25 protein-coding genes and 2 pseudogenes are annotated in these 24,659 nt (G+C 69.6%); 14 read left to right on the top strand and 13 right to left on the bottom strand.

Annotated elements, in window-relative coordinates:
• Positions 1-52 precede the first annotated feature (52 nt).
• From AMK34_RS43930 to AMK34_RS08325, 4 genes and pseudogenes are all read right to left on the bottom strand, one after another.
• A pseudogene (locus AMK34_RS43930) lies at positions 53-464 on the bottom strand (ATP-binding cassette domain-containing protein); the annotation flags it as partial.
• Between the two features lie 243 nt (positions 465-707).
• Positions 708-2,012: pseudogene (locus AMK34_RS43925) on the bottom strand (cysteine peptidase family C39 domain-containing protein); the annotation flags it as partial.
• Entirely contained in the window at positions 2,005-2,538 is a 534-nt protein-coding gene (locus AMK34_RS08330) for a hypothetical protein (RefSeq protein WP_073844094.1), read from the bottom strand. The pseudogene AMK34_RS43925 and the gene AMK34_RS08330, both read right to left, overlap by 8 nt.
• A gap of 86 nt (positions 2,539-2,624) precedes the next feature.
• A complete protein-coding gene (locus AMK34_RS08325; protein WP_051972459.1) occupies positions 2,625-2,840 on the bottom strand; it encodes a mersacidin/lichenicidin family type 2 lantibiotic in 216 nt (71 codons plus the stop codon).
• 158 nt (positions 2,841-2,998) lie between these two features.
• On the opposite strand from AMK34_RS08325, the gene bluB reads away from it, so the two are divergent.
• Positions 2,999-3,640 carry a 5,6-dimethylbenzimidazole synthase gene (gene bluB / locus AMK34_RS08320; protein ID WP_038512159.1) on the top strand — a complete coding sequence of 214 codons (642 nt, stop codon included), beginning with the start codon at positions 2,999-3,001 and terminating at the stop codon, positions 3,638-3,640.
• Positions 3,641-4,033: 393 nt separating this feature from the next.
• Here bluB and AMK34_RS08315 read toward each other — a convergent pair whose 3' ends face one another.
• A complete protein-coding gene (locus tag AMK34_RS08315) occupies positions 4,034-4,534 on the bottom strand; it encodes a MarR family winged helix-turn-helix transcriptional regulator (RefSeq protein ID WP_038512162.1) in 501 nt (166 codons plus the stop codon).
• Between the two features lie 196 nt (positions 4,535-4,730).
• Between AMK34_RS08315 and AMK34_RS08310 the strand changes: the two genes are divergently transcribed.
• Genes AMK34_RS08310 through AMK34_RS43710 form a run of 9 tightly spaced genes read left to right on the top strand, consistent with a single transcriptional unit; the run spans position 4,731 to position 15,093 of the window.
• On the top strand, positions 4,731-5,777 hold the full coding sequence (locus tag AMK34_RS08310) for a leucyl aminopeptidase (RefSeq protein ID WP_038512165.1): 1,047 nt from the start codon (positions 4,731-4,733) through the stop codon (positions 5,775-5,777).
• Positions 5,774-6,571: a maleate cis-trans isomerase family protein gene (locus AMK34_RS08305; RefSeq protein ID WP_073844093.1), complete on the top strand. Its 798-nt coding sequence runs from the start codon at positions 5,774-5,776 to the stop codon at positions 6,569-6,571. The genes AMK34_RS08310 and AMK34_RS08305 overlap by 4 nt, the downstream gene beginning before the upstream one ends.
• Positions 6,549-7,820, top strand: a complete 1,272-nt coding sequence (locus AMK34_RS08300) for an FAD-dependent monooxygenase (RefSeq protein ID WP_073844092.1) — start codon at positions 6,549-6,551, stop codon at positions 7,818-7,820. Before AMK34_RS08305 ends, AMK34_RS08300 begins: the two co-directional genes overlap by 23 nt.
• A gap of 34 nt (positions 7,821-7,854) precedes the next feature.
• Positions 7,855-9,243: an MFS transporter gene (locus tag AMK34_RS08295; RefSeq protein WP_038512174.1), complete on the top strand. Its 1,389-nt coding sequence runs from the start codon at positions 7,855-7,857 to the stop codon at positions 9,241-9,243.
• The gene (locus tag AMK34_RS08290; RefSeq protein ID WP_038512177.1) at positions 9,240-10,106 is read left to right on the top strand and encodes an FAD binding domain-containing protein; all 867 of its coding nucleotides are present in this window, start codon (positions 9,240-9,242) and stop codon (positions 10,104-10,106) included. The genes AMK34_RS08295 and AMK34_RS08290 overlap by 4 nt, the downstream gene beginning before the upstream one ends.
• The gene (locus AMK34_RS08285; RefSeq protein ID WP_073844091.1) at positions 10,103-12,508 is read left to right on the top strand and encodes a xanthine dehydrogenase family protein molybdopterin-binding subunit; all 2,406 of its coding nucleotides are present in this window, start codon (positions 10,103-10,105) and stop codon (positions 12,506-12,508) included. The genes AMK34_RS08290 and AMK34_RS08285 overlap by 4 nt, the downstream gene beginning before the upstream one ends.
• A complete protein-coding gene (locus AMK34_RS08280; RefSeq protein WP_038512183.1) occupies positions 12,505-13,005 on the top strand; it encodes a (2Fe-2S)-binding protein in 501 nt (166 codons plus the stop codon). Before AMK34_RS08285 ends, AMK34_RS08280 begins: the two co-directional genes overlap by 4 nt.
• Positions 13,002-13,637 carry an SRPBCC family protein gene (locus AMK34_RS08275; RefSeq protein ID WP_073844089.1) on the top strand — a complete coding sequence of 212 codons (636 nt, stop codon included), beginning with the start codon at positions 13,002-13,004 and terminating at the stop codon, positions 13,635-13,637. Before AMK34_RS08280 ends, AMK34_RS08275 begins: the two co-directional genes overlap by 4 nt.
• Complete coding sequence (locus tag AMK34_RS43710; protein ID WP_073844087.1) at positions 13,624-15,093, top strand: isochorismatase family protein; 1,470 nt, start codon at positions 13,624-13,626, stop codon at positions 15,091-15,093. Before AMK34_RS08275 ends, AMK34_RS43710 begins: the two co-directional genes overlap by 14 nt.
• A 412-nt stretch (positions 15,094-15,505) precedes the next feature.
• On the opposite strand, the gene AMK34_RS08265 is transcribed toward AMK34_RS43710, so the two are convergent.
• The 4 genes from AMK34_RS08265 to AMK34_RS08250 all read right to left on the bottom strand — a co-directional run bounded on the left by AMK34_RS08265 (position 15,506) and on the right by AMK34_RS08250 (position 18,197).
• Positions 15,506-16,606 carry a cytochrome P450 gene (locus AMK34_RS08265; protein ID WP_073844085.1) on the bottom strand — a complete coding sequence of 367 codons (1,101 nt, stop codon included), beginning with the start codon at positions 16,604-16,606 and terminating at the stop codon, positions 15,506-15,508.
• 10 nt (positions 16,607-16,616) lie between these two features.
• Complete coding sequence (locus AMK34_RS08260; RefSeq protein ID WP_073844083.1) at positions 16,617-17,138, bottom strand: MarR family winged helix-turn-helix transcriptional regulator; 522 nt, start codon at positions 17,136-17,138, stop codon at positions 16,617-16,619.
• A 47-nt stretch (positions 17,139-17,185) separates the two neighbouring features.
• Positions 17,186-17,344 (bottom strand): hypothetical protein, encoded by a 159-nt coding sequence (locus tag AMK34_RS43705; protein WP_274534427.1) that lies wholly within the window; start codon positions 17,342-17,344, stop codon positions 17,186-17,188.
• An 82-nt stretch (positions 17,345-17,426) separates the two neighbouring features.
• Positions 17,427-18,197, bottom strand: coding sequence for a helix-turn-helix domain-containing protein (locus AMK34_RS08250; RefSeq protein WP_083649819.1), 771 nt, complete (start codon positions 18,195-18,197; stop codon positions 17,427-17,429).
• A gap of 210 nt (positions 18,198-18,407) precedes the next feature.
• Between AMK34_RS08250 and AMK34_RS08245 the strand changes: the two genes are divergently transcribed.
• Positions 18,408-18,665 carry a hypothetical protein gene (locus AMK34_RS08245; protein ID WP_073844080.1) on the top strand — a complete coding sequence of 86 codons (258 nt, stop codon included), beginning with the start codon at positions 18,408-18,410 and terminating at the stop codon, positions 18,663-18,665.
• Between the two features lie 104 nt (positions 18,666-18,769).
• Here the strand turns inward: AMK34_RS08245 and eno are convergent, their stop codons facing one another.
• Positions 18,770-20,053, bottom strand: coding sequence for a phosphopyruvate hydratase (gene eno, locus AMK34_RS08240; protein ID WP_073844078.1), 1,284 nt, complete (start codon positions 20,051-20,053; stop codon positions 18,770-18,772).
• A 229-nt stretch (positions 20,054-20,282) separates the two neighbouring features.
• On the opposite strand from eno, the gene AMK34_RS08235 reads away from it, so the two are divergent.
• The 3 genes from AMK34_RS08235 to AMK34_RS08225 are packed head-to-tail and all read left to right on the top strand — an operon-like array spanning position 20,283 to position 22,302.
• On the top strand, positions 20,283-20,987 hold the full coding sequence (locus tag AMK34_RS08235; RefSeq protein WP_038512200.1) for an ABC transporter ATP-binding protein: 705 nt from the start codon (positions 20,283-20,285) through the stop codon (positions 20,985-20,987).
• A complete protein-coding gene (locus tag AMK34_RS08230; RefSeq protein ID WP_073844076.1) occupies positions 20,984-21,700 on the top strand; it encodes an ABC transporter permease in 717 nt (238 codons plus the stop codon). The genes AMK34_RS08235 and AMK34_RS08230 overlap by 4 nt, the downstream gene beginning before the upstream one ends.
• Positions 21,697-22,302 carry a hypothetical protein gene (locus AMK34_RS08225; protein ID WP_073844074.1) on the top strand — a complete coding sequence of 202 codons (606 nt, stop codon included), beginning with the start codon at positions 21,697-21,699 and terminating at the stop codon, positions 22,300-22,302. The genes AMK34_RS08230 and AMK34_RS08225 overlap by 4 nt, the downstream gene beginning before the upstream one ends.
• On the opposite strand, the gene AMK34_RS08220 is transcribed toward AMK34_RS08225, so the two are convergent.
• Genes AMK34_RS08220 through AMK34_RS08210 form a run of 3 tightly spaced genes read right to left on the bottom strand, consistent with a single transcriptional unit; the run spans position 22,277 to position 24,567 of the window.
• Entirely contained in the window at positions 22,277-22,972 is a 696-nt protein-coding gene (locus tag AMK34_RS08220; protein ID WP_073844072.1) for a response regulator, read from the bottom strand. The two genes, AMK34_RS08225 and AMK34_RS08220, sit on opposite strands and share 26 nt — an antisense overlap.
• A complete protein-coding gene (locus tag AMK34_RS08215; RefSeq protein ID WP_073844070.1) occupies positions 22,969-23,829 on the bottom strand; it encodes a sensor histidine kinase in 861 nt (286 codons plus the stop codon). Before AMK34_RS08215 ends, AMK34_RS08220 begins: the two co-directional genes overlap by 4 nt.
• A gap of 27 nt (positions 23,830-23,856) precedes the next feature.
• Complete coding sequence (locus AMK34_RS08210) at positions 23,857-24,567, bottom strand: TSUP family transporter (protein WP_241832714.1); 711 nt, start codon at positions 24,565-24,567, stop codon at positions 23,857-23,859.
• Positions 24,568-24,659 lie beyond the last annotated feature (92 nt).

Genomic DNA, 24,659 nt, shown 5'->3' with positions numbered 1-24,659 from the left:
CGCGTGCACGGCAACGCGCTCAGGTTGGCGTCGACGAGGGCTTCGGTCGCCAGGTCCAGATGGCTGGTCGCCTCGTCCAGCAACAGGAACGCCGGCGAGGTGGCCAGCGCGCGGGCCAGTGCCAGCCGCTGCCGCTGCCCGCCGGAAAGCCCGCCGCCACCCTCGCCGAGCAGCGTGTCGTACCGCATCGGCATCCGTTCGATGTCGTCCCGGATCCCGGCGAGCGAGGCAGCCTCGACGACACGTTCCAGGCTCATCCCCGGATCGTTGAGCGAGATGTTCGCCTTGATGGAACCGTTGAACAGGAACGGTTCCTGCAGTACGACCCCGAACTGGCTGCGCACCTGCCGCAGGTTGAGCTCCTCCAGCGGGCGTCCGTCGTAGCGGACCACGCCACTGGTGGGCCGGTACAGCCCGAGCATCAGCATCGCCAAGGTGCTCTTGCTGGCACCGGTCCGGCCCACCAGCGCGACCTTCTGCCCCGGTTCGACGGCGAACGACAGGTCTTCCAGCACCCGTGGCCCGTGCGGGTCGTAGGAGAACGAAACCCCGGACAACTCCAGCCTGCCCGTCAACGCCGTGTCCGAGACGGGCGCGTCGTCGGGTTCGGGCGTCGCTTCGATCACGTCGACGATCCGGCGGAAGTGCACGCCGGCCAGGTGGAGTTGTTGCCCCGTCGTCACCAAGGACGCCAGCGGGGACAGGAAGGCGACGGCGACGCCGTTCAACGCCAGCATGGTGCCCAAGCGCATCGAGCCGTCGAGCACGCTCACCGCCCCGACACTGAGGAGCACCAAGGGAGCGAAGGTCCGCAACGCGTGCAGCACGGTGTTCACGACCGCCGTGAGCCGGTTCCGGCGAAGCGAGGCTCGCAGTTCTTCGAGGAAGAGCGAGGACCAGTAGTCGAGGATCTGGCCCTCGGAGCCGGAGGCCTTGAGCGAGCCGATACCCCTGATCACCTGGACGCCGAAACTCTGCGAATCGGCCTGCGCGACCAGATATCGCTGGGTCAGCTCACGCAACGGCCGCGCGGCGAGCAGCAGCGTGAGCACCTGGACGGCGCCGATCGCCAGCGCCAGCGAGCCGAACAGGGGGCTCGCGGTGAAGAGCACCGCCAGGAAGACCAGCACGAACCCGCCGTCGAGCAGGACCGACAGGGTCTGGCTGGTGAGCATTTCCCGGATCATCCCCGAACTGCTCAACCGGAGCAGGAGGTCGCCGCTGGTCCGCTGCGCGAAGAAACCGTAGGGGAGACTCAGCAGATGGCCGAAGAGCCCGAGCATGATCCGGGTGTCGAACCGGCTTTGCAGGTGGATCAGGATGGACGCCCGCAGGTATCCCGCGACGAGGTCGGTCACCACCACGAGCACGATCCCGGCGACGACGACCTGCAGCACATCGGTGACGTGCAGGGGGATCACGTGGTCGACGAGCACCTTGGTCACCGCGGGGATCGCGAGGACCAGCAGCTGGACGACCAGTGACACCACCAAAACCTGGGCGAGCAGGGGCCGCCAGCCCGGCAGCCGCAGCACCTGCCGCAGGTACACCGAAACCGCGGACCGGTCACGACTGCGCCGGGAGAACGACGGCCCCGGCGTCATCGCCAGCGCCACCCCGGTGAACTCGCGGGCGAACTCGGCGTCGTCGATCAGACGTCTGCCGCTCGCGGGATCGATGATCAGGTAGCCGTTCCTCCGCCGCTTCTCGACCACGACGAAATGGTTGAACGACCAGTGCGCGACCACCGGCAGATCGAGCCGGGCGAATCCGGTGAGCTCGACGGAGAAGGCCTTGACGCTCAGCCCGAAGGCCCGCGCGGCCCGCACCAGCGACCGCGCGGTGATCCCGTCCCGTGTCACGCCGAACAGTTCGCGGCATTCGGAAACCCGGGTGGACCGGCCGAAGAAGCCGAGCATCATGGCGAGGCAGGCGGCCCCGCACTCCGTGGTGGTCAACTGCCGGACGACCGGTACCCGGCGGCGGAGCCGGCGCCGTTTCGGTTCACTCATCGGTTCGCCCGGTGAGCCGTGCGAGCAAGGGGGCGGTGCCCACCTCGATCCAGGCGGGGTAACGGCCGCCGGGCCGGATGGTCGCGCCGTCGAGCCGCACCACGGCTGCGACCGCGGGCTCCGGCAGGTCATCGGCCGCCGGTATCCCGAACCGGGCCGTGAGGCCGGCACGGGAAAGGCCGCTGAACCGCTCGACCACCCGCCCGCGCACGGTGCCTTCCCGGAGCACGACCTCCGCGTTCTCCGCCGGCTCTGCCGCGCCGGACATCGGCAGCACGACCACGACCGGCTCCTCGACGCCGGTCACCGCGATCGCGTCGCCTTGCCGGTACACCGTGACGGGTACCGTCGCGGCGCCGGTCAGCAGGGCCGCGGCCAACGCGGCGAGCAGGACCCACAGCCGTCGCAGGGCCGGAGCCGGGAGTTCGGGTGGTTCGCCCTTCTCGTCCCGGCCCCGCCGGTGGTGGGCCACCGCCTGGGCCCGGAAGATCGGCGGCTGCTCCCGTTGGTCGATCGACTCGGCCATGACGTCCTCCCCGGAAGTCGGTCGGCCTCGGGCGGCGTACGGGGTTCGATGCTCCGGCCCGTACGCCGCCCGAGGCCGGTTCTCGATCAGGCCTGTTCGGCGTCCGGCTTCGGCTGGTTGAAGCAGCTGACGAACAGGCACGAGCCCAGCACCATCTCGGCGCCCGCACCGGCGACGAGCGAGTCGAGCGCCTCGTCGGTGAGCTCGACGATCCCGGCCGGGTTCGCGGGCAGGATGTTGCCGCCGACCGCGGCCCGGTAGCCCTCGTCCTTCCAGTAGCGGACGATGTCGTATTCGGACATGTGTTGTCTCCCTTGATGTTGTGATCCAGGCCGGGGGTGACCGGCCTGAACAACACCGTGCGGCGCACCGGTGGGCGGCGGGTGGGTACGAGGTGGACGTCCGGTGGGGAGATCGACCGCTCGATCCCCGCGGGAGCCGGTCAGGCACGATCGGGCTCATGAAGCGTGACGCAGACGACCGTTCGTTGTACGAGACCATCTTCCGCCGCCGGGACACGAGGGGTGAGTTCACCGGAGAGCCGATTCCGGCGGAGGTACTGCGTCGCGTACTGAGCGCGGCGCACGCGGCACCGAGCGTCGGCCTCTCCCAGCCATGGGATTTCGTCGTCGTGTCCGATATGGACCTTCGCAAGAAGTTCCGTGAACACGTGCTCGCCGAACGCGAAGTGTTCGAAGGCGGGCTGGATGCCGAGAGGGCCCGTGTCTTCGCGCCGATCAAGATCGAAGGGATCGTGGCGTCTTCCGCGGGCATCGTGGTCGGCTACGACCCGTCGCGCGGTGCGCCGGATGTCCTGGGGCGGCACGCGATCGCCGACGCCGGTCTGTACTCGGTGTGCCTGGCCATCCAGAACCTCTGGCTGGCGGCGACCGCCGAAGGGCTCGGCGTCGGCTGGGTCAGCTTCTACCGCGAAGAGTACTTGCGCGAACTGGTGGCGTTGCCCGAACACGTGCGCCCGGTGGCGTGGCTGTGCGTCGGCCCGGTGCGCGATCTGCCGACGGTGCCCGATCTGGAACGGCACGGCTGGCGGGAACGTCTTCCGCTCGACGCGGTGCTGCACTACGACCAGTACTCGAAGTAAGGCAAGTGAGCTCTGCGGCGTGAGTCCGGACTGGCGATGCGGATGAGTGACCGGGGGTGAAGGCTCCCTTCATCGCATCAGACGCGGCGAAGGGAGCCTTCACCCCACGGCCGACCCGTCCGCCCCCCCCCCAAAAAAATCACTCACACCCCGAGCTTAAAGCGGTCAAATCGGGCATTCACCCTCGGAAAGTGTCCCTTGTGGACGGCCAAACCCCTCAATTTCGAAAGATGGGGCAAAGTGGCGTGCTCTACGGCTGGACCGAAGGGGGCTTTCGCTGCGTCTGATGCGGCGTTGGTGTGCGCCCAATGTGGCATTGGAGACGGTGGGCGTCCCCAATGCCACATTGGGCGCAGCGAGGCAACGGCTCGGCACGCAAGCGGCGGCCGACAGTCAGCGCAGTTTGTCGACCTCGGCGATCCGCTCCCAGCGCGCGCCGAGGGCGTTGAGCAGCGCGGCCATGTCGATGTCGTCGTCGCCGTCGAGGAGCGCCTTGTCCAGTCGCCGGGCGCGGCGGTTGACCTGGCTCAAGACCGACTTGCCCTCGTCGGTGAGCGAAAGCAGTTTGCGCCGCGCGTCGTGCGGGGATTCGACGCGGCGGATGAGCCCTCGCCGCTCCAGCCTGCGGCACAGGTCGGCCATCGTCGAGGTGTCGAGGGCGACCGCGCCGGCCAGCGAACTCTGGTCGCTTCCGGGGTAGGCGCGGACCGCGGACAGGACCGCGAACTGCGGGCCGGTCAGTACCGGGTCCACGTGACGGTTCCACGCGGCGAGGTAGGCCTGGTACAGCCGCCGGGCGCCGTAGCCGGGGGCCGCCAGCAGGTCGGAGGGTGGCGCGGGAGTGACGGCCGGCGTGTCGCCCTTGAGCCTGCCCGTACGCGCCGCTTCACCCATCGCTACTCCTTGTCGGCTCCAACCCGCTGCCCGGGCCCCCGCGGTGATCCTACGTGTCCGGACGGTCGCTCACGGGAAGGCCGCCGAGATCTGTCCGCAGTCACCTCTTGCGTATCCGGATAGTACGTGTTCGTATGAAGCCCGGTCTTGCGTACCCGGATAGTACGTGCTCGGATCAATATGGAGGTGGTCGGCGATGGACCGGAACCTGTTCAACGACATCTGTTTGCGCCAGCTGACGTTCTCGGGGGTGCACGAGGGCGAGACCGTGGTGGTGCTGACCCGCGGCGGTGAGCGGGCGGAGTACGCCGACGCCTTCTTGTGGGCCGCGCAGCAGCTCGGCGCTTCGGCCTACCACATGCGGCTGCCCTCGCCGGTCAGCGCGGCGGGCGCGTGGGCGGTGGGCGACTCGGGGCTCGGGAACATCCCGTTGGCGGTGGAGGCGCTCAAGAGCGTCGACATGGTGGTCGACTGCACGTTCCTGTTGTTCAGCAAGGAACAGTTCGCCATCCAGGACGCGGGCACCCGGATCCTCACCGCCGTCGAACCGCCCGAGCTGCTGGCCAGGCTCATGCCGACGAAGGAACTGCGCGAGCGCGTGGAGATCGGCGCGGAACTCCTGGCCAAGGCGGGCACGATGCGCATCACCAGCCCGGCGGGTACCGACGTCACGTATCAGCTCGGCGTGTACCCGACGTTGTCCGAATACGGCTACACCGACACGCCCGGCCGCTGGGACCACTGGCCGGCGGCGTTCGTGTTCACCGGCGGTGCCGACGACGGCGTCGACGGGAAGATCGTGCTGTCACCGGGCGACGTTCTGTTGCCGTTCAACAGCTACGTACAGACCCCGGTCGAGATCACCATCGAGCAGGGCTTCATCCGGGACATCCGCGGCGGAGCCGGATCGTCCGGGCTCGACGCGGATCTGCTGCGTTCCTACATCGAGAGTTTCGACGATCCCCGCGGCTACGGCATGAGCCACGTGGGCTGGGGCCTCGACGAGCGCGCGCACTGGCACGGCCTGACCCAGTTCCCCGGTGGGATGGGCATGGAGCTGCGGAGTTTCTACGGCAACGTCATGTTCTCCATCGGCCCCAACAACGAGCTCGGCGGCCCGAACGACACGCCTTGCCACTTCGACATCCCCATGCGCGGCAATTCCCTTTACCTGGACGACGAACTGATCGTCGACAACGGCGAGCTGACCGTCGCCGAGATGCGTCCGGCGGCCCGCCGATGACCGACCACCACATCGGGATGATCGTCCCCAGCTCGAATCTCACGATGGAGACCGAGCTGCCGCGGATGCTGCGCGCCAGGGAGGAGGCCGAGCCGGGGGACCGGTTCGTCTTCCACTCCGCGAGGGCCCGGATGCGGCACGTCGAACCCGAACAGCTGCGGGCGATGAACGCCCAGGCCGGACGGGCGGCGGCCGAACTCGCCGACGCCAAGCCCGATGTCGTCGCAACCGCGTGTCTCGTGGCGATCATGGCCCAGGGTCCCGGCTACCACTGCACCGCCGAAGACGACATCACGCGCGTGCTGCGTGAAGAGGGTTGTGACGCGCCGGTCGTCTCCAGTGCCGGTGCGCTGCTGTCCGGGCTCGAAGCGCTCGGCGCCCGCAAGGTCGCGATCATCACGCCGTACCTGAAGCCGTTGACCAAGGCGGTGGCGGACTACATCGAGGACGCCGGATTCGAGGTCGCCGACGCCCTTTCGCTGGAAGTGCCGGACAACCTCGCCGTGGCCCGGCTGGATCCCGCCGGGCTGCGCGAGCACCATCGCAAGCTGAATCTGTCCGATGTGGACACCCTGGTGCTGTCCGCCTGTGTGCAGATGCCGTCGCTGCCCGCGATCCAGCCGGTGGAGGACGAAATCGGGATCCCGGTCCTGTCGGCGGCGACGGCCACGACGTTCCGGATCCTGACGGAACTCGGCGTCGAACCCACGGTGCCCGGCGCCGGGAGGTTGCTCAGCGGCGCGGAAGCGTTGACGAAGACGGGAGGCGGGCATGGCCGCGAGTCAGTCGTTTGAGGTCGTTGTCGTCGGTGGCGGGCTCGGTGGGCTCTGCGCCGCGTTGTCCCTGCGGCAGCGGGGGTTGCGCGTCACCGTGGTCGAGGCCGCCCCGGCGCTGGGCGAGATCGGCGCGGGGATCCAGACCGCGCCGAACGCCAGCCGGATCCTCATCGGCCTCGGGCTGCGCGCCCGGCTGGAGCGGGTGCGGACCGAGCCGCAGGACCAGGTGCGCCGTCGCTGGGCCGACGGCAGCATCATCGCCCAGCTGGAGCTCGGCGGGCGGGTGACCGACCAGTACGGCGCGCCCTACTGGCACTACCACCGCGCCGACCTGCACGGAGTGCTGCTCGACGCCTGCCTGGATCCCGACGGGATCGGTCCGGTGGTGCGGGTGGCGACCGGCGCGCGGGTGGTCGACCTCGACCGGACGGTGCCGGACCGGCCCGCCGTGATCGCCGCCGACGGACGCCGGTTCACCGGCGACCTCGTGATCGGGGCGGACGGCATCCGGTCTTCGGTGCGCGATCTCGCCGGCTTCGACGACACCCTCGCGTTCTCCGGCGAGATGGCGTACCGGGCGCTGATCTCCGGCGACCTGATCGCGCAGGATCCCGCCACGCGCTTCCTGTCCGACCGCTACCACTCCACGATCTGGTACGGCCCCAACAAACACCTGGTGCACTACATGATCCGCGGCGGGGAGTACCTCAACGTGGTCGCGATCGTGCCGTGCACCGAAACGGTGGAGAAGGACTGGAGCGGTCCGGCGACCGCCGCCGAACTCGCCGCGGAGTACCACGACTGGGACGATCGGGTTCCGACGATGCTGGCGAAGGCGAAGGACGAGGACGTCTCGGTGTGGGCGATGTACCGCCGTCGCCGTGACCCGGTCTGGGTCGACGGCCGGGTCGCCCTGCTCGGCGACGCCTGCCACGCGATGCTGCCGTACCAGGCACAAGGCGCGTCCCAGGCGATGGAAGACGCCGCGGTGCTGGCCGAAGAGCTGGGCCGCGTCACGCGCGACGGGATCGACGGTGCCCTGGTCCGCTACGTGGACCGGCGCGCCAAGCACGCGGGCATGGTCCAGGACGCCTCGCTGCAGAACATGGACTTCTACCACCTGCCCGACGGTCCCGAACAGCGCGAACGGGACGAGAAGCTACGGCGCTTCGACGGCGAATCCGACGTGTCCTACGACTGGCTGTGGAACGGCAGCCCGCTCACCGACCCCGACACCGAGTCCATCCACTACCAGTTCGCCCGCTGAGGCGCGCTGGCCGGCAATCGCATCGGAGTGGTTCATGCGTACTGGTGATCAGATCGTCCAGGACCTGCCCTGGCGTTGGAGCGTGCAGGGAAAGATCTTCCTCATCGGCGGGCTGGGCTACATGTTCGATGCCTGGGACGTCGCGCTGAACGGATTCCTCACCCCGCTCGTCGGGACGGAATTCGGCTTGTCCGCCGGTGGGAAGGGCCTGGTGGCCACCGCGAACCTGATCGGCATGGCCGTCGGCGCGGTCGTCTGGGGCACGATCGCGGACCGGATCGGCCGTAAACGGGCGTTCAGTGTCACGTTGCTGCTGTTCGCGCTGTTCTCCGTGCTGGGCGCGCTCGCGCCGAACGTGGAGACGTTCCTGGCGCTGCGTTTCCTGGCGGGGATCGGACTGGGCGGCTGTATCCCGGTCGACTACGCGATCGTCAGCGAGTTCTCCCCGCGCAAACATCGCGGCCGGGTCTTGTCCGCGATGGACGGCTGGTGGCCGATCGGGACCACACTGGCCGCCGTCACCGCGACGCTGCTGCTCCCGGTCCAAGGGAACTGGCGCTGGATGCTGGTCTTGATGATCCTGCCCGCGCTGCTGCTGTTCTGGGTGCGGCGTGGCGTCCCGGAATCGCCGCTGTACCTGGTGCGCAAGGGCCGTGAGGCGGAGGCGCGGGCCGTGATCGACGACCTCGTGCGCCGCACGGGAGCGACACCGGAGCCGTACTCGGTCCCGCCCGCGGTGGTCGAGGACACCCGCGGCGGCGCGGTCGCGGCCGCGTTCGATCAGCTGCGCCGGGTGTGGGCGTTCAACCCGCGGATCACGGCGGTGGCGTGGTCGCTGTTCATCAGCGTCATGCTGGTCTACTACGCCGCGCTGAGCTGGATGCCGTCCATCCTGCGGGCGCAGGGATTCGGCGAGATCGCCGCCTTCGCGTCGACCGCGCTCATGAACGCGACCGGCATCGTCGGTGTCGCGGTGGCCGTGCTCCTGGTCGACAAGGTCGGCCGCAAGCGGATCATCATGGTCGCCGGTCCGCTCACCGCACTGTCGCTCGTCGTGTTCTCCCTGCTGCTCGACACGCCTGCCGCGGCGGTGGTGGCGATCGGCGCGTTCGGCCTGTTCGCGCTGGTGGTCATCCCGGTGATGTACGCCTACGTCTCCGAGCTCTACCCGACGGAATTGCGGGCCTCGGGGTTCGGCTGGGCGTCGTCGTCGAGCCGGGCGATCACTGGTTTCGCACCGCTGCTGTTCGGAAGCGTGCTGTGGCCGGTGCTCGGGCTGCCGCTCACCTTCACCGTGCTGGGTGTGCTCGTGGTGGCCGCGGTCGTGTTCATGAAGGTGGGCGCGCCGGAGACCCGCGGCCGCGAACTCGACCGGATCGTCGACCCGGTCGAGGCACCCGCCGAGACCAGGACGGCTCTGTGAAGCCCGCCGCGTTCCGGTACCACCGGGCCCACGACGTCACCGACGCCGTCGGCCTGCTCGGCGAGCTCGCCGCGGCGGGTGAGGATCCGAAGCTCATCGCCGGTGGTCAGAGCCTGATGCCGATGATGAACTTCCGGCTCGCCCGCCCCACGGCGCTGGTGGATCTGGGACCGTTGCGCCGGGACCCGGCGCTGAACTCCTTCCGTCGCACCGGTTCCAGCCTCACCATCGGCGCGCTGGTCACCCATCGGGCGGTCGAGCTCGCCGAGCTGGGACCGGATTTCGACGTGCTTTCCCGCGCGATGCGGTGGGTGGGGCATCTGCCGATCCGGTCCCGCGGCACGGTGGCGGGCAGCGTCGTCCACGGCGACGCGACCGCGGAATGGTGCCTGCTGGCCCTGCTGCTCGACGCGGTCGTCGTCGCCGAGGGCCCGCGCGGCCCCAGGGAGATCCCGGCCGCGGAGATGTTCCACGGCTTCTACACCACCGCCGTCGAACCGGACGAGGTCGTGACCGCGGTGCGCTTCACGAGGCCGTCGCCCCGGGCCGCGCTGACCGAATTCGCCCGCCGTCACGGCGATTTCGCGATCGTCGACGCCGCTGTGAGCATCGACGCGGAGCGCGGGGGCCGCGTCGTGCTCGGCGGCGTCGCCCCCGCGCCCGTCCGGGTGCCCGAGGCCGAAGCGCTGCTCGACGGCGGCGTTCCCGGCCCGGAGCTGTTCGCCGCCTGCGGGGCGGCCGCCGCGGCGGCGATCGATCCGCCCGACGACGCGGCGGGCAGCGCGGCTTACCGCCGCCGGCTGGCGCGCACGCTCGTCACCCAGGCGCTGCACGAGGCGTGGGAGAAAGGAGGAACGCGATGACCGCACGGTTCGACGGACGCCAAGGCCGCTGGGTCGGCGCGTCCGTGCCCCGGCGTGAGGATCCTCGCCTGCTCACCGGCCGCGGCCGGTTCGTCGACGACATCCAACTGCCGGGAATGCTGCACGCGGCCTTCGTCCGTTCGACGGTCGCGCACGGCAAGTTGGCCGGGATCGACCTGTCGGCCACCTTGGCGGTCGAAGGAGTCGTCGCCGCGTTTACGGCGGAAGATCTGGGGCTCGGGGACATCGTCGCTCTGCTCGATCGCCCGCCCGAGGAGTTCTCGCCCACCGCGATGCCGATCCTCGCCAGGGAGAAGGTGCGGTTCACCGGTGAGCCGGTGGCGCTGGTCGTCGCCCGCGATCCGTACAGCGCCGAAGACGGTGTCGAGGCCGCGGTGGTGGATTACGAGCCGCTCGGGGCGATCGTGTCGGAGGAGTCGGCGTTCGCCGAGGGCGCTCCACTCGTGCACGACGAGGCGCCGGGCAACGTGCTCGTCGACGTGTCGATGTTCGACACGCCCGGTGTCGACGCGGCGTTCGAGGCGGCCCGCGCGGGCGGCGGCCGCGTGGTCGAGGTCGTCACGAAGAGCGGGCGGCAGAACGCGCTCCCGCTCGAAACACGGGGAGTCGTGGCGTCCTGGGACGACCACGACGACCAGTTGCTCGTCCAGATGTGCACCCAGGTGCCGCATCAGGTGCGCACGGCGATGGCCCGCTCGCTGCGGGTCCCCGAACGCACCGTGCGGGTCACCGTCCCGGACATGGGCGGCGGCTTCGGCCAGAAATGCGTCGTCGGCCGTGAGGAGATCGCGGTCGCGGCGGCGGCCCGGCGGCTGAATCGGCCGGTGAAGTGGATCGAAGACCGGCGCGAGGCGCTCACGGCCGGATTCCTTGCCAGGGAACAGCGTTACCGCACGCTGGCGGCGTTCGACGAGGACGGGCGGATCACCGCGCTGGACGTCGACGTCGTCTGCGACATGGGTGCCTATTCCTGCTACCCGTTCACGGCGGGGATCGAGCCGCTGATGGCGTCGGCCGAGATGCCGAGTGTGTACCAGGTGCCCGAATACCGCGTCCGTGCCCGCGCCATCGCGAGCAACAAGGCACCGACGGCGCCGTATCGCGGGGTCAGCCGTCCGCAGTACGTGATGGCGATCGAGCGGATCATGGAACGCGCGGCGCGGGAACTTGGCCTCGATCCGGTCGAGATCCGGCGGCGCAACGTGATCACGCAGTTCCCGTACACCGGGGTCAACGCCATCACCTACGACCCCGGCACCTACCGCGAATCGCTCGAACTCGCCGAGGCGGCCATCCGGGACGAGGGCTGGTACGAGATCCGGGAGCGTGCCGCCGCCGAGGGCAGGCACATCGGCATCGGCTACTGCTGTTTCTCCGAGCGGACCGGCTACGGCTCGGGCGCCTTCGCCAAACGGAAGATGGCCGTGGTTCCCGGTTTCGACATCTCCGAGATCCGGATGGACACCACCGGCTCCGTCGTGGTCACCAGCGGCACCATGAACCACGGCCAGTCGCACGAGACGACGCTGGCGCAGATCGTGGCCGACCGGCTCGGGCTGCACCTCGACCAGGTCAAACTGCGTCAGGGCGACACCGAGCGCATCGCCTACGGCTGGGGGACGTTCGCTTCCCGGTCGGTGACGATCGGTGGCTCGGCGGTGTCGCTCGCTGCCGGGAAACTCGGCGAACTGCTGTGCAAGATCGCCGCGCATCTGCTCGAGACGAGTCCGGACAACGTCCGCCTCGACGGTGACGGCGGCGTCGTCCAGATCGACGATCCGCAACGCCGCGCGTCGTTCGAGGAGATCGCCGACGTGGCGTACCTGCGCAGTCACCTGCTGCCCAAGGACGTCGAGCCGACGCTGACGGCCACGGCGAGCTTCGACGTTCCCGGTGACGGCACCTTCTCGAACGCGACGCACGCCGTGGTCGTCGAAGCCGATCCGGGCACCGGCCAGATCAAGATCCTGCGCTACGCGTGCGTCGAGGACTGCGGGGTGGTGATCCACCCGCAGGTCGTCGACGGCCAGTGCCGCGGCGGGATCGCGCAGGGTATCGCCGGCGCGTTGTTCGAGGAGATCACCTATGCGGGCAACGGGGAACCGTCGGCTGCCAGCTTCATCGACTACCTGGTCCCGACCGCGACGGAGATCCCCGACATCACCGTCACCCATCTCGAAACCCCTTGCGCTTTCACGGAAAACGGCGCGAAGGGGGCGGGGGAGGGCGGCACCATCGGCGCGCCCGCCGCGGTGCTGAACGCGATCAACGACGCGTTGCGCCACACGGGAGTCGAACTCGACGTGACCCCGGTGCATCCGCAGACCGTGCTCGCCGCGCTCGACGCGGGGGTCCACAAGGAAATGAGCGTTCCATCATGAGCGACCGGCACCTGATCGACCTGAACGTCAACGGCGAGACGCACGAGGCCCTCGTCGAGCCGCGCAAGACCCTGCTCGACGTGCTGCGGCACGACCTCGGGCTGACCGGTACCCATGTCGGCTGCGAGCACGGCGTATGCGGCGCGTGCACCGTCCTCGTCGACGGCGAACCGGTGCGGGCGTGCCTGATGTTCGCCGTGCAGGCGGAGTCGGCCGAGATCCGCACGGTCGAATCACTGGGGCGCGACGGCGAACTTTCCGATCTGCAGCGGTCTTTCAGCGAGCACCACGGCCTGCAGTGCGGCTTCTGCACCCCCGGATTCCTCATGCTGGCCGAAGGATTTCTGGCCCAGCGGCCCGACGCCGGGCGCGAGGAGATCCGCGAGGCCGTCTCGGCGAATCTGTGCCGCTGCACCGGTTATCAGACGATCGTGGACGCGATCGAGGCGACCGCGACCCGTCGATGCCACGCCAAGGAGAAGGAGGCGACAGCGTGATCCTGGAGAACCAGCTGTCCGTACCGGCGGGACCCGACGAGGTCTTCGCCTTGATCAACGACGTCGAACGGGTGGCGGGCTGCCTGCCAGGCGCGACCCTCGACGGGCGGCAGGACGACGCCTATCTCGGCCGCGTCAAGGTCAAGGTCGGCCCGATCACCGCCGCCTACTCGGGCACCGTGCGGTTCACCGACGTCACCGAGGCCGATCGCAGCCTGCGGTTGCTGGCCAGGGGAGCGGACGCCCACGGCAACGGCGACGCCGAAGCCGACGTGACGCTGACCGTGCGCGAGGCGCCCGGCGGCGCCACCATCGAGTTGCGCACCGACCTGTCGATCCGCGGCAAGCTCGCCCAATTCGGCAAGGGCGCGATCGGTGCCGTCTCCACCCGGCTGCTCGATCAGTTCGCGAGGAATCTCGCGGATCAGCTTCGGGCGGGGCCCGTCGCGGCCACGAGCGCCGCTCCCGCGCCGGAAGCCGTCGATGGGCTCGCGATGGTGCTTCCGGAGGGCGTCAAACGCTACGGCGTGATCGCGGCCGCCGCGGCGCTCGGGCTGTTCCAGGGCTGGCTGCTGGGCCGGATCCGCACCCAGGACAAACTGATCAAGGAGTTGCAGCGTGCCCGTCGATGAAAGTCTCGACAGCGTGTACGACCGGGCCGGTTTCGGGGCGAGCGTGCCACGCGGATCGCGTCCGGCGCTGGTCGTTGTCGACCTGACCCGGGGATTCACCGAACCCGCGTTCCCGTCCGGCGCGGACCTCACCGCCGAAGTCACCGCGACCACTGCCCTCGTCGCCGAAGCCCGGCGACGAGGTGTGCCGGTGATCTACACCGCGATCAGTTACACACCGGCCGAGGCGGACGGCGATGCCGTCGCATGGCTCCGGAAAGCGCCCGGAATGCGGGCACTCCGCGAAGGAAGCGACGCGGTCGCCCTCGATCCACGGCTCGAACAGCGTGAGGGCGACCATCTCATCCTGAAGAAGGGCGCGTCGGCGTTCCACGGGACGTCGCTGGCCGCGCTCCTCACGAGCCTGGGCACGGACACCGTCGTCGTTTGCGGTGCGACGACTTCGGGATGTGTCCGCGCGACCGCCGTCGACGCCGTCCAGTCCGGCTTCGACACCCTCGTCGTCCGGGACGCCTGTGGTGACCGCGCCGCCGGGCCCCACGATGCCGCTTTGTTCGACCTGCAAGCGAAATACGCGGACGTCGTCGGCCTCGACGAGGCCCTGACGTATCTCGGGAATCCGGATCGCCGCACGCTCGGTCAACCCGCCTTGGCGGATCTCGGCGACGTTCCGGCGACCAGCCGCTGGGTGACTTCGGGTTCGGTCCGCCTGCACGTGCTCGACTACGGTCCCGCCGACGGCGTCCCGGTGCTCGTGCTGCCGGGGATCACCAGCCCCGCGGTCACGATGGACTTCGTGGCACGGGAACTCACCGATCTCGTGCGCCCGCTCGTGCTCGACGTCCGCGGCCGCGGGCTGTCCGACGACGGCACCGAGTACGACCTGGCGAGCTACGCCGCGGACGTCGACGCTGTCGTGGACGGGCTCGGGCTACGCGATCCGATCCTTTTCGGACACTCGATGGGCGCGCGGATCGCGGCCCGTGCCGCCACCACCCGCCCGCTTCGGGGCACGGTGCTGGCCGATCCGCCGCTGAGCGGTCCCGGACGGGCACCGTATCCGACCACTCTCGACGCGTTCCTCGGGCAACTCGACCAGGCCCGCCGGGGGACCGACGCCGACGAAGTGGCCCGATCCTGGCCGCGATGGCCGCGCAGGGAACAGGAACTGCGCGCCCGCTGGCTGTCTTCGTGCTCCCGCGACGCGATCGTCGCCACGCACGCCGGATTCGAATCCGAGGACTTCTTCGACGACTGGCCGAAGGTGCCCGCGCCGACGTACTTCCTTTACGGCGGTGCGAGTCCGGTCGTCACCGCCGCCGGTGCGGCCGAAGCGGCGGAGCGCAATCCGCCGGCGGAGTTCGTCGAGATCCCGGATGCGGGGCACATGATCTTCTGGGATGAGCCCGAGGCCGCTCTTTCCGCGCTGAGGGAGGCGTTGCGGAAACTGGTGTAGCCGCCGTCGTGAGTGATTCGGGCAGGTCGCGAAAGCCACTTTCGGGACGTCAGACGTCGCGAAAGTGGCTTTCGCGACACGCTCCGGCTGCACGACCCCGATTAGGCTGGTCTGAGTAGTTCAGGAAAGGGTCGTCGTGGCGTGATCGAACCCCTGCCGCGCGGGGTTCCGGGATGACTCGCGGGGATGGCCCCAGCACGATGTGTCCACAAGGGACACTTTGCGACGGACATGTACCCGATTGATGTCATGATGTCCGGTTCCCGTGGGGGTCGTGAGTGGTAAAGAGGGTTAGAACGATCATTTCCACTCACGACCCCACTTGAACCCCTACCCCTTCGCGCGGGTGGCGTCCATCCAGTCACGCGTGTCGTCCGTCTGATCACGCGAGGTGTCGGCGCTGTACAGGTGATCACCAGTCGATCGACACCGCGACCGGACCTCGGAGCGTCAGGAACATCCGCCGCCAGGCGACTTCTTCGAGCGGTACCGCGAGGCGCAGTCCCGGTACGGCGGTTAGCAGTGCGGTGACACCGGTCCGCAGTTGCAGGCGGGCCAGTGCCGCGCCGAGGCAGTGGTGCGGTCCGTGGCCGAAGGTCAGATGTCCTTGCGTGCGAAGGGGATCGACTCGCTCCGGTTCGGGAAACCGCCGGGGGTCGTGGTTGCCCGCCCGCAGGGAGGCGAGGACGAACTCGCCCGCGCGGATCGGCACCCCGCCGATGTCGGCGTCTTCGACCGCGACCCGCCCCTGGTCGGCGGCCGAACCTTGGTCCTGGCGAAGGAATTCCTCGATCGGCGCGGGATCGCGGGGCAGTTCGGGGTCGGCCGCCAGCCGCAGCACGATCTGGGCCAAGGCGTTCGCGGACGGGACGTATCCGCCGAGAAGGATCGCGAAGGCGAGTTGGGTGACCTCGTCCGGCCGCAGCGCGTCGCCGTCGTCGTCCCTGGCCTGCAACAGGCCGGTCAGGAGGTCCTCGCCGGGCGCGCGGTGCTTCGCCTCGACCAGTTCCGTGAGGTAGTCACCCAGCTTCCGGGAGGCCTCGGTCATCTCCTCGTAGCTCGGCGCGGTGAACACCGCGAGCATGCCGTCCGCCCAGCTTCGCAGCGCGTCACGAGCCGACGGCGGAACACCGAGGAGTTCGTTCAGCACCGAGAGGGCGAACGGGATCGCATATCCCTCAAGGACTTCCGCGGGCGGACCCGGTGCGAGCAGCTTCGCGACCTGGTCTTCCGCGATCGCTTCGACGCGCGGCCGCAGGAACTCCACCCGGCGTGGGGTGAGTGCCTTGCCCGCGATGCGCCTGAGCCGCGCGTGCTCGGGGCCGTTCATGGTGAAGAGCAGAGCGTCGGCGCCGGTCTCGGGAACCCCGGGCAGCCAGACGCGGAATCGCGGATCGGTAAGCAGGGCGCGGATGTCGTCGTAGCGGGTGACGAGCCAGGCGTCCTCGCCGGTCGCGAGACGCACGCGGCTCACGGGCTCCTCGAGTTCGGTCGCCGTGAACGGGTACTCCATGTGCTTCCCCCTATTTCTTCGGTTTGCCGGTCACCTCTTCGGCCAGCGAGTGCAGCGGCATCAGCGCGGCGGGGTCGCCGCCCACTTTGAGGGCGCGGGCGGTGAGCAGGCGGTACAGCTCGTCCGCGGCCTCGACTAGACGCGCCGCGCGTTCCGCGGCCGAATCCTCGTCCGGATCGAGTTCGGTGAGCGCCGCCGCGAGAACCTGCTCGGCGTCACGATGCTGGCGCTGCGCGACAGCCGTGACCAGGCCGTCGACCGGGGAGACCAAGGTGCGGCGGCGGTCGGCCGGATCCGGATGCGTGCGCAGGGCGCCCCGCTCACGCAGCTTGGCAACGGCGGCGGAGACATGGCTCTGCGCGAAACCGGTGCGCGCGGTCAGCTCGCTGATCGACAGCCCCGGCGCTTCGACGACCACCGAGATCAGCACCAGATAGATCTCCGGCACTTCGGGATCGGCGTCGTCGCGCATGCCCCGGGACGCGAGCTCCATCAGGTGCTTGCCGAGCAGGTACAGCTCACCGGCTTTCATATCGGAAACGATACATCTAAAACGATGTATCTCGCCAGTCGGCGAACCTAGGGGAGCGGGGCGTTGCTCCACATACGGATGGTCTTGTCGTGGCCGCCGGTGGAGAGCAGACCGCCGACGGGATCGAAGGCCACTGCCGTCACCGGACCGGTGTGCCCACTGAGGGGATGGCTGACGGGCCGCCCTGCCGCCGGATCCCACCACAGTCGGACGATGGCGTCTTCGCTTCCGCGCCGCTACACACGGTCAAGGCGCTAGCAGGAACCTGCCTCGCGCGCTCGAAGCGCCCTAAATGCTCGCCACCGGCGAGCCGGTGGAGATCTCACGCGGGTGGTCCAGATCGGCGATGTTCCAGCGGCGCTCGTGCTCGGCGGGCTTGGAAAGCGGCCGGTGGGGAACCGTGGCGATCAAGGTGGCGCCGTCGTCCGCCAGTCGGAGGGCGGAAGGCGGGACCTCGGTGGTGATCGTCGCCGCGAGGCGGGGAGCGGTGATGTCCTGCGTATCCCACAGGCGAATCACGCCGTCGCCTTCGGTGAGCGCGGCCCGTCGGCCATCGGTACTGCTGACTCGAAGGTCGCCCCGGATGTGGGTCGCCGTGTGCTGAGCGGACAACGGAACCGGTGCGGTCGCGGGGACCCGGTCGTCCGACGCGGCGGTGGTGAGTACGGCCAAGACGGCGAGGCAGGCGGCTGCGGCGAGGATCTCGGTGCGCCGGACCGCCCGGGCCGGGACGGTGGGCGGGAACCGTGCGGACTCGATCCCGTCGTCGCCTGTGGGCGCCGGAGATTCGGCGGACGACGCGACGTAGGCGTCGCGCCAGCGCTGCTCCCACTCGTCGGGGTCGGCACCACAGGCGGCGGCGAAGGCACGCGTGACCGGCAGCGTCGGTAGTTGTTTCCCGGCAGCCGCGGCCGCAAGGGTGCTGGCCGAATAGTGCGCCCGCGTCGCCAGTTGTCGGTAGGGCGGAGTACCCGCCTCCTGGCGTAGTCGCCGTAGTGCCGCCGCGAACTCGCAGACAACGCCGCCATCGCTTTCCAATGGCCGCTCCGGCCTCGGCATGGCTTCACCCCTCGAATCCGTATCCGGATCGATCATCGCACCGTTCGAAAGCCCCGACCAGCCCGTCGCCGGACAACCTTACGTCGCAGGTGGTCGAGGTGATTGTCCGGACTTTGTCCGTCGAGGCCGAACGAGCCGTTGAAAGGCGGCGGGAATGACTACCTTCGAAGTCGCACCACTTCGGCGAATGGTGAAACCAAGGGGAGATCCATGATCATGCGAAGGTTCGGTCTGCTGATCGCCGCCGGTGCGGCGGCACTCGCGATAGCGCCGGGCGCGTCCACCGCGGAAGTTCTCGTCGGTGGCTGGCACGGTCCGTATCCGAATATCGGCGAGTGCGGGTATTGGACCAACGAGGAGGTGAAGCTCGGCCACCCACCGATGGTGCCGTGTGGCTATTACGCGTCCGATCCGGGCACCGGCAGGGCCGCCGGAAGCGGGTTCTACTACCGGAGCAGCCATTACTGAGGGGGCGATGAACGTCCAGAGAATCTGGGCTTCGGGGAGGGGCTCGGGATGATCTGGTCGACGCGGGTGCCGGCTCCGGGCGGAGCCGGCACCCGGCCGGTTCGTCAGCGGCGGCCGCTGAGCGTGGTGGAACCGGCGTAGCGGGCTTCGGTGCCGAGTTCCTCTTCGATGCGGATGAGCTGGTTGTACTTGGCCGTGCGGTCGGAGCGCGACAGCGAGCCGGTCTTGATCTGACCGCAGTTGGTGGCGACGGCGAGGTCGGCGATGGTGGTGTCCTCGGTCTCGCCGGAGCGGTGCGACATCACCACGGAGTAGCCGGCCTTGTGCGCGGTCTCGACCGTGGTGAGCGTTTCGGTGAGCGTCCCGATCTGGTTGACCTTCACCAGGATCGAGTTCCCGATGCCTCGCTCGATACCGTCGTTGAGCAGATTCACGTTGGTGCAGAAGACATCGTCGCCGACGAGCTGGACACGGTCGCCGATGGTGTCGGTGAGCTGCTTCCAACCGGTGAAGTCGTCCTGGGCGACACCGTCCTCAATGGACACGATGGGGTAGCGCGACGTCAGATCGGCGAGGTAGGCCACGTGCTCCTCGACGCTGCGTTTGCGTCCCTCGCCGGTGTAGTCGTAGACGCCGTCGGTGTAGAACTCGGACGCGGCCGGGTCGAGCAGCAGGGCGATGTCCTCGCCGGGGGTGTAGCCGGACTGCTCGATGGCGCGCAGCACGAACTCGAGTGCTTCGTCGGCGGAGCTGAGGTTCGGCGCGAAGCCGCCTTCGTCGCCGACGTTGGTGCCGTGCCCGGCTTCGCGCAGCGACGCGCGCAGGGTGTGGAACACCTCCGAGCCCATGCGGACGGCGTCGGCGAAGGTCTCCGCGCCGAGCGGGCCGATCATGAACTCCTGGAAGTCGATCGGGTTGTCCGCGTGCGCCCCGCCGTTGATGATGTTCATCATCGGCATCGGAAGCAGATGCGCGAACACGCCACCGACGTAGCGGTACAACGGAAGTCGCTTTGCGGCCGCGGCGGCCTTCGCCACGGCCAGCGAGACGCCGAGGGTGGCATTGGCGCCGAGCCGAGCCTTGTTCGCGGTGCCGTCCAGTGCGATCAGCGCGCGGTCGACGTCGGCCTGGGCTTCGGCGTCGAGCCCGACGACGGCTTCGGCGATCTCGGTGTTGACGGCGTCGACGGCTTTGCGGACACCCTTGCCGTGGAAACGGGTCTTGTCGCCGTCGCGCAGTTCGACGGCTTCCTTGGTGCCGGTGGAGGCGCCCGACGGCACGGCGGCCCGTCCGAGCGAGCCGTCCGCGAGTTCGACGTCGACCTCGACGGTCGGGTTGCCCCGGCTGTCGAGGATCTGACGACCGTGGACGCGGATGATCGCGGTCATGTGCACTCCTTGCCTGGTCGCGCCGCCCCCGGTGAGCAGCGGGACGTCCGCGAGGCTAGCAGAGAATCCCTGAATCGATCCCGATCCCTGACCAGGCAAATCAGGTCATGACGTAGGCCCCAGGGCCGACTGGCACCGGGCAGGATCGGTCCCCGGTCCGACGCGAGCGGATGCCCCGCCGGGATGGACTGGCGAGCGACATGATCACGCTCGACGGAAAGAAGACCCGATGATCCAGTTCGACCGGCTCACCAAACGACGAGGATCGGCGACGATCCTTTCCGACGTCGGTTTCGAAGCGCGCCCGGGCCGCGTGACCGGCTTCCTCGGGCCCAACGGTGCCGGGAAATCGTCGACCCTGCGGATCCTGCTCGGTTTGGACCGGCCGACGTCGGGGACCGCGCTGGTCGACGGCGTTCCGTTCGCCGGGCTGCGCGATCCCCTGCGCAAGGTCGGCGCCGTACTCGACGGCTCGGGAGCACATCGCTCGCGCACCGGCCGGGCGCATCTGAACTGGGTCGCCGCGGCGGGCGGCATCCCGCGCGGCAGGGTGGACGAGGTCCTCGCGGAGGTCGGACTGTCCGCCGCCGCGGGCAAACGCGTCCGCGGCTACTCGCTGGGGATGGGGCGGCGGTTGGCCCTGGCGGCGGCGCTGCTGGGCGATCCCGAGGTACTGGTGCTCGACGAACCGGTCAACGGCCTCGATCCGGAAGGCATCCGCTGGATCCGCGGTTTCCTCCGTGCGCGGGCCGCGGCCGGGCGGACCGTCCTGCTTTCGAGTCATCTCATGGGAGAACTGTCGGAGACGGTCGACGACGTCGTGGTCATCGACCGCGGCAGGATCGTCGCGCGGGGAACACTCGCGGAAGTCGTCGGCGGGCACCGAAGCCTGGAGGACGCCTTCTTCGCGCTCACCACGGGGGCGGCGCGATGAGGGCCTATCGGGGAGAACTGCGCAAGCTCACCTCGCTGCCGTCGGTCTGGGCCGCGGTCGCGATCGGCGTACTGCTTCCGGCCATTCTGACGTTCCTCAACGCGAGGGCGGCGGCCAGGCGCGGCGGCAACGTGGACCTCGGGTTCCAGGAACTCGCGTTCGGCGTGGTGGGCGCGATCATCCTGGGCGTCGTCGCGGTGAGCAGCGAATACACCACCGAAGGGGAGAACGCCGGTGGCGGACGCCAGATCACCACGAGCCTCACGGTCGTGCCGTCCCGGCGGCGCTTGCTGATCACGAAGCTGGCGGCGATGGTCACCGTGGTCGCGGCGCTGGCGACGGTTTCCTCGGCCATCACCCTCACGATCGTCGAAGCGCTGGGCGTGAGCGATTTCGGGCGCCTGCCGGGAGTCGTCCTCTACTGGGTGCTGACGGCCTTGCTCGCGTCCGGCCTGACCCTGGTGACACGCAACGGAATCCTGCCGCTCACCGTGCTGATCCTGAACACGTCGGTGGTCACGGTCACCTACCTGCTCACGAAACTCACGCCGCTGGCCGCGTTCTTCCCCGACCTGGCCGGATTCCGGATGTTCATCGAGCGGGTGGAGCTGCCCGTCCGGCTCTCGCCGGTCACCGGTGGCCTGGTGATGACGGCCTGGGTCGCGGCGCTGCTCGCTGCGGGCTTCCTCCTCTTCCGCGGGAGGGACGCGTGACGGGCGGCCGGGCGATCCGGGCCGAGATCCTCAAACTGCTCAGCCTGCCGGCCACGTACTTCACCCTGTTCGGCACCTTGGCGGTTTCGGCGATCCTCGCGACCGCGTTCGCGCGACAAGGCGTCTCACCCGTCGGCTACACCCAAGCCGGGTTTCTCGTCCTCGGCGTCGTCGCGGTGACGTCGGAGTACAGCGGGGGTCAGATCCACCGGACCCTGACCGCCATGCCCCGCCGGATCACCTTGCAGCTGGCCAAAATGACGGCACTCCTGATCGTGGCCGTTCCGGCGGCCGTCCTGACCGCGCTGGCCGGTGGACCGTGGTCCGAGGCGGTGGGAGCGAGTGCCTACCTCGCACTCACCACGGTCTTCTCCGCCGCCGTCGCGACGGTCGTGCGGTGGAGTGTCCCGGCGGTGGCCGGGCTGCTCGGGTACTACTTCATCGCGGGCCCGCTTCTCCGTGACCGGGCCACTTTCGCGGACTACCTGCCGGACGCCGCGAGCCACGACGTGCGCTCACTCGGCGGCTCGGCCGTCGTGCTGGGCTGGGCGCTCGTCGCGGTGGGGATCTCGGCGATCACCTTCCACCGGCGGGACGCTTGACCGCGCGCGGGGCCACCAGGCCCAGGTCGTACGCCGTGATCACGAGCTGAGCGCGGTCGCGGGCGGAAAGTTTGCTCAGGAGCCGGCTGATATGCGTCTTGACCGTCTTGACGGAGATGATCAGCGTCTCGGCGATCTCGGTGTTGGACAGCCCGCGGCCGACGAACGTGAGGATCTCGATCTCCCGCTGGGTCAGCCCGGCAGGTGGGGGCGGGCTGCGGTGCGGCGGCGCCGTGACGTAGTGCTCTATCAGCCGGGTGAGGATGGCGGGCGCGAACAGGGATTCGCCGGTGCGCGTCCGGCGGACGGCGGCGAGAAGCTCGTCCGGTTCGGTGTCCTTGAGCAGGAAACCGCTCGCTCCCGCGCGGAGCGCGCCGTAGACGTACTCGTCCAGTTCGAACATGCTCAGCACGAGGATCCTGGTCCCGGCCAGGCCGGGGCAGGCGCCGATCTCCTGGGTGGCCACGATCCCGTCCTGGCCGGGCATGCGGATGTCCATCAGCACGACGTCCGGGCTCAGCCGCCGCGCCATTTCCACCGCTTGGAGCCCGTCCTCGGCCTGTCCGACGACGACCATGTCCGGTGTGGCGTCGATGATGATCGCCAGGCTGTGCCGCAACAGCCGCTGGTCGTCGGCGAGCAGGACCCGGATCGGTGGCTGTTCGGTCACCGGTGTGCTCCGTCCGGAAGTCGTGCGGTGAGGCGGAATCCGGTTCCGGCCGGTGCCGCGTGCAGATCGCCGCCGAGGATCTCGGCACGTTCCCGAAGTCCGGCCAGGCCGTGGCCGGCCCCGGCGGCGGGGGACCAGGCACTTCGCGGTCCGTCGTCCTCGACGGTCACGACGATCGTGTCGCCGTCGCGCCGTAGCTCGACGCGGGCGACCGTCGGTCCGGCGTAGCGCGCGGTGTTCGCGACGGCTTCGCGGACGATTTCGCAGACAGTCGCTTGTACCCCAGGGGAAACGTCCCCGAGTTCGCCGACGTCCAGTCGCGGTTCGAGGCCCAGCGGGTGGACGGCCTCGACGATGGCGGGAAGATCCGACAGGTTCAGCACGGGCCGCAACGGTGCGCCGCGCTCGTCAGGGTCGCGAAGCACGGCCAGCATGCGCCGGAGTTCGGTGACCGCGTCCCGGCTCGTCCGCTCGATGTCGACGAGTGCCTGTTCGCGCTCCGCTTCCCGGACTTCTCCTTGAACCCGCCGTGCCGCGCTGGCTCGCAACGTGATCACGCCGAGGCCGTGGGAAACGATGTCGTGGAGTTCCCGGGCGATCCGGAGCCGCTCATGCTGCGTGGCGTGCTCGGCCGCCCAGCCGGTGAGGCGTGCTTCGTAGTCGAGGCGCCGCTTGCGCGCGCGGACCACCGTCCACGTCGTCACGCCGATGGCCGTGGCCACGACCAGAATCGGCACGACGACCGCGCCGGGCCCGTTCGCGCCGACGGCCAGCAGCGCGACCGCGGCCACGACCAGCACCGCCGAGGCGACCAGCCACGCACGCGATCGCCATTCGGGGCGGTCCGGCGGTGTCATCACCGGCCATCGTATTACCGGCGGTGCTCAGGCCGCGTGCGCCAGCGTCAACGCACCACCCGCCGCCGAAAGCAGCAGGACGGACCAGCGGACGGACCGTTCGCCGACCCGGCGGCTCAGCGCTCGCCCCAGCAGATCGCCCGCGAGAGCGGCGACCGCGACCGCGAGGAGCACGCTCACGGGCACCTCCACCCAGCCGAGACTGGGCAACGCGACCAGGCCGAGGAGGAAGAAATAGATCGACAGCGTCCCGCGGGTCTCGTCCGCGCCCCAGCCCGCGCTCGCCCCGTACACCGCCACGGCGGGACCGGAAAGCCCGGCGACGGAGTTCATCGCCGCGCTCAGCACGCCCGCGCCGACAGCGGCCGTTCTACCCGCCAGCCGCCTGCTCGTGACACCGCTCGCCAGCACACCGACGGCGAGGACACAGCAGCCGCCCGCGGCGAGCAGCAACGGCCGTGTCGGGACATCGCGGACGACGAGCGTGACGACCGGGGTGAACACCACCGCGGGCACCGTCAGCCACGCGACCTGCGTCCACCTGATCGCCCGCCAATGGGTGATCGCGACCGCGAGATAGACCGGGAAGCCGAGCAGCAGGGTGAGCCGGACGGCGTCGAGCGGGCCCAGGGCCAGCGCCAGGAACGGCACGCACAGCAGGGAAAGCCCCATCCCGGAAAGGCGCTGGGCGACGACCCCGGCCGCCGCCGCGAGCGAGGTCATGGCCAGGGTTCCCACGAGTCCATTGTGGAGCCGGGCGCGGGGTGGCGGTAGCCGTCGCTTGGCGAAGACGTCATAGCCCAGCGCTATGGGTGCCGAAGGAGGCCGGG

Origin of the sequence: Amycolatopsis sp. CB00013 (genome assembly GCF_001905755.1) — a bacterium.
GTDB lineage: Bacteria > Actinomycetota > Actinomycetes > Mycobacteriales > Pseudonocardiaceae > Amycolatopsis > Amycolatopsis japonica.
This window is presented reverse-complemented; position numbering and strand designations above follow the sequence as displayed.

Coding starts and splice junctions, on each gene's coding strand:
- AMK34_RS08330 (WP_073844094.1), bottom strand. CDS start 2,538: ATGGCCGAGTCGATCGACCAACGGGAGCAGCCGCCGATCTTCCGGGCC.
- AMK34_RS08325 (WP_051972459.1), bottom strand. CDS start 2,840: ATGTCCGAATACGACATCGTCCGCTACTGGAAGGACGAGGGCTACCGG.
- bluB (WP_038512159.1), top strand. CDS start 2,999: ATGAAGCGTGACGCAGACGACCGTTCGTTGTACGAGACCATCTTCCGC.
- AMK34_RS08315 (WP_038512162.1), bottom strand. CDS start 4,534: ATGGGTGAAGCGGCGCGTACGGGCAGGCTCAAGGGCGACACGCCGGCC.
- AMK34_RS08310 (WP_038512165.1), top strand. CDS start 4,731: ATGGACCGGAACCTGTTCAACGACATCTGTTTGCGCCAGCTGACGTTC.
- AMK34_RS08305 (WP_073844093.1), top strand. CDS start 5,774: ATGACCGACCACCACATCGGGATGATCGTCCCCAGCTCGAATCTCACG.
- AMK34_RS08300 (WP_073844092.1), top strand. CDS start 6,549: ATGGCCGCGAGTCAGTCGTTTGAGGTCGTTGTCGTCGGTGGCGGGCTC.
- AMK34_RS08295 (WP_038512174.1), top strand. CDS start 7,855: ATGCGTACTGGTGATCAGATCGTCCAGGACCTGCCCTGGCGTTGGAGC.
- AMK34_RS08285 (WP_073844091.1), top strand. CDS start 10,103: ATGACCGCACGGTTCGACGGACGCCAAGGCCGCTGGGTCGGCGCGTCC.
- AMK34_RS08280 (WP_038512183.1), top strand. CDS start 12,505: ATGAGCGACCGGCACCTGATCGACCTGAACGTCAACGGCGAGACGCAC.
- AMK34_RS08265 (WP_073844085.1), bottom strand. CDS start 16,606: ATGGAGTACCCGTTCACGGCGACCGAACTCGAGGAGCCCGTGAGCCGC.
- AMK34_RS08260 (WP_073844083.1), bottom strand. CDS start 17,138: ATGAAAGCCGGTGAGCTGTACCTGCTCGGCAAGCACCTGATGGAGCTC.
- AMK34_RS08250 (WP_083649819.1), bottom strand. CDS start 18,197: ATGCCGAGGCCGGAGCGGCCATTGGAAAGCGATGGCGGCGTTGTCTGC.
- AMK34_RS08245 (WP_073844080.1), top strand. CDS start 18,408: ATGATCATGCGAAGGTTCGGTCTGCTGATCGCCGCCGGTGCGGCGGCA.
- eno (WP_073844078.1), bottom strand. CDS start 20,053: ATGACCGCGATCATCCGCGTCCACGGTCGTCAGATCCTCGACAGCCGG.
- AMK34_RS08235 (WP_038512200.1), top strand. CDS start 20,283: ATGATCCAGTTCGACCGGCTCACCAAACGACGAGGATCGGCGACGATC.
- AMK34_RS08230 (WP_073844076.1), top strand. CDS start 20,984: ATGAGGGCCTATCGGGGAGAACTGCGCAAGCTCACCTCGCTGCCGTCG.
- AMK34_RS08215 (WP_073844070.1), bottom strand. CDS start 23,829: ATGACACCGCCGGACCGCCCCGAATGGCGATCGCGTGCGTGGCTGGTC.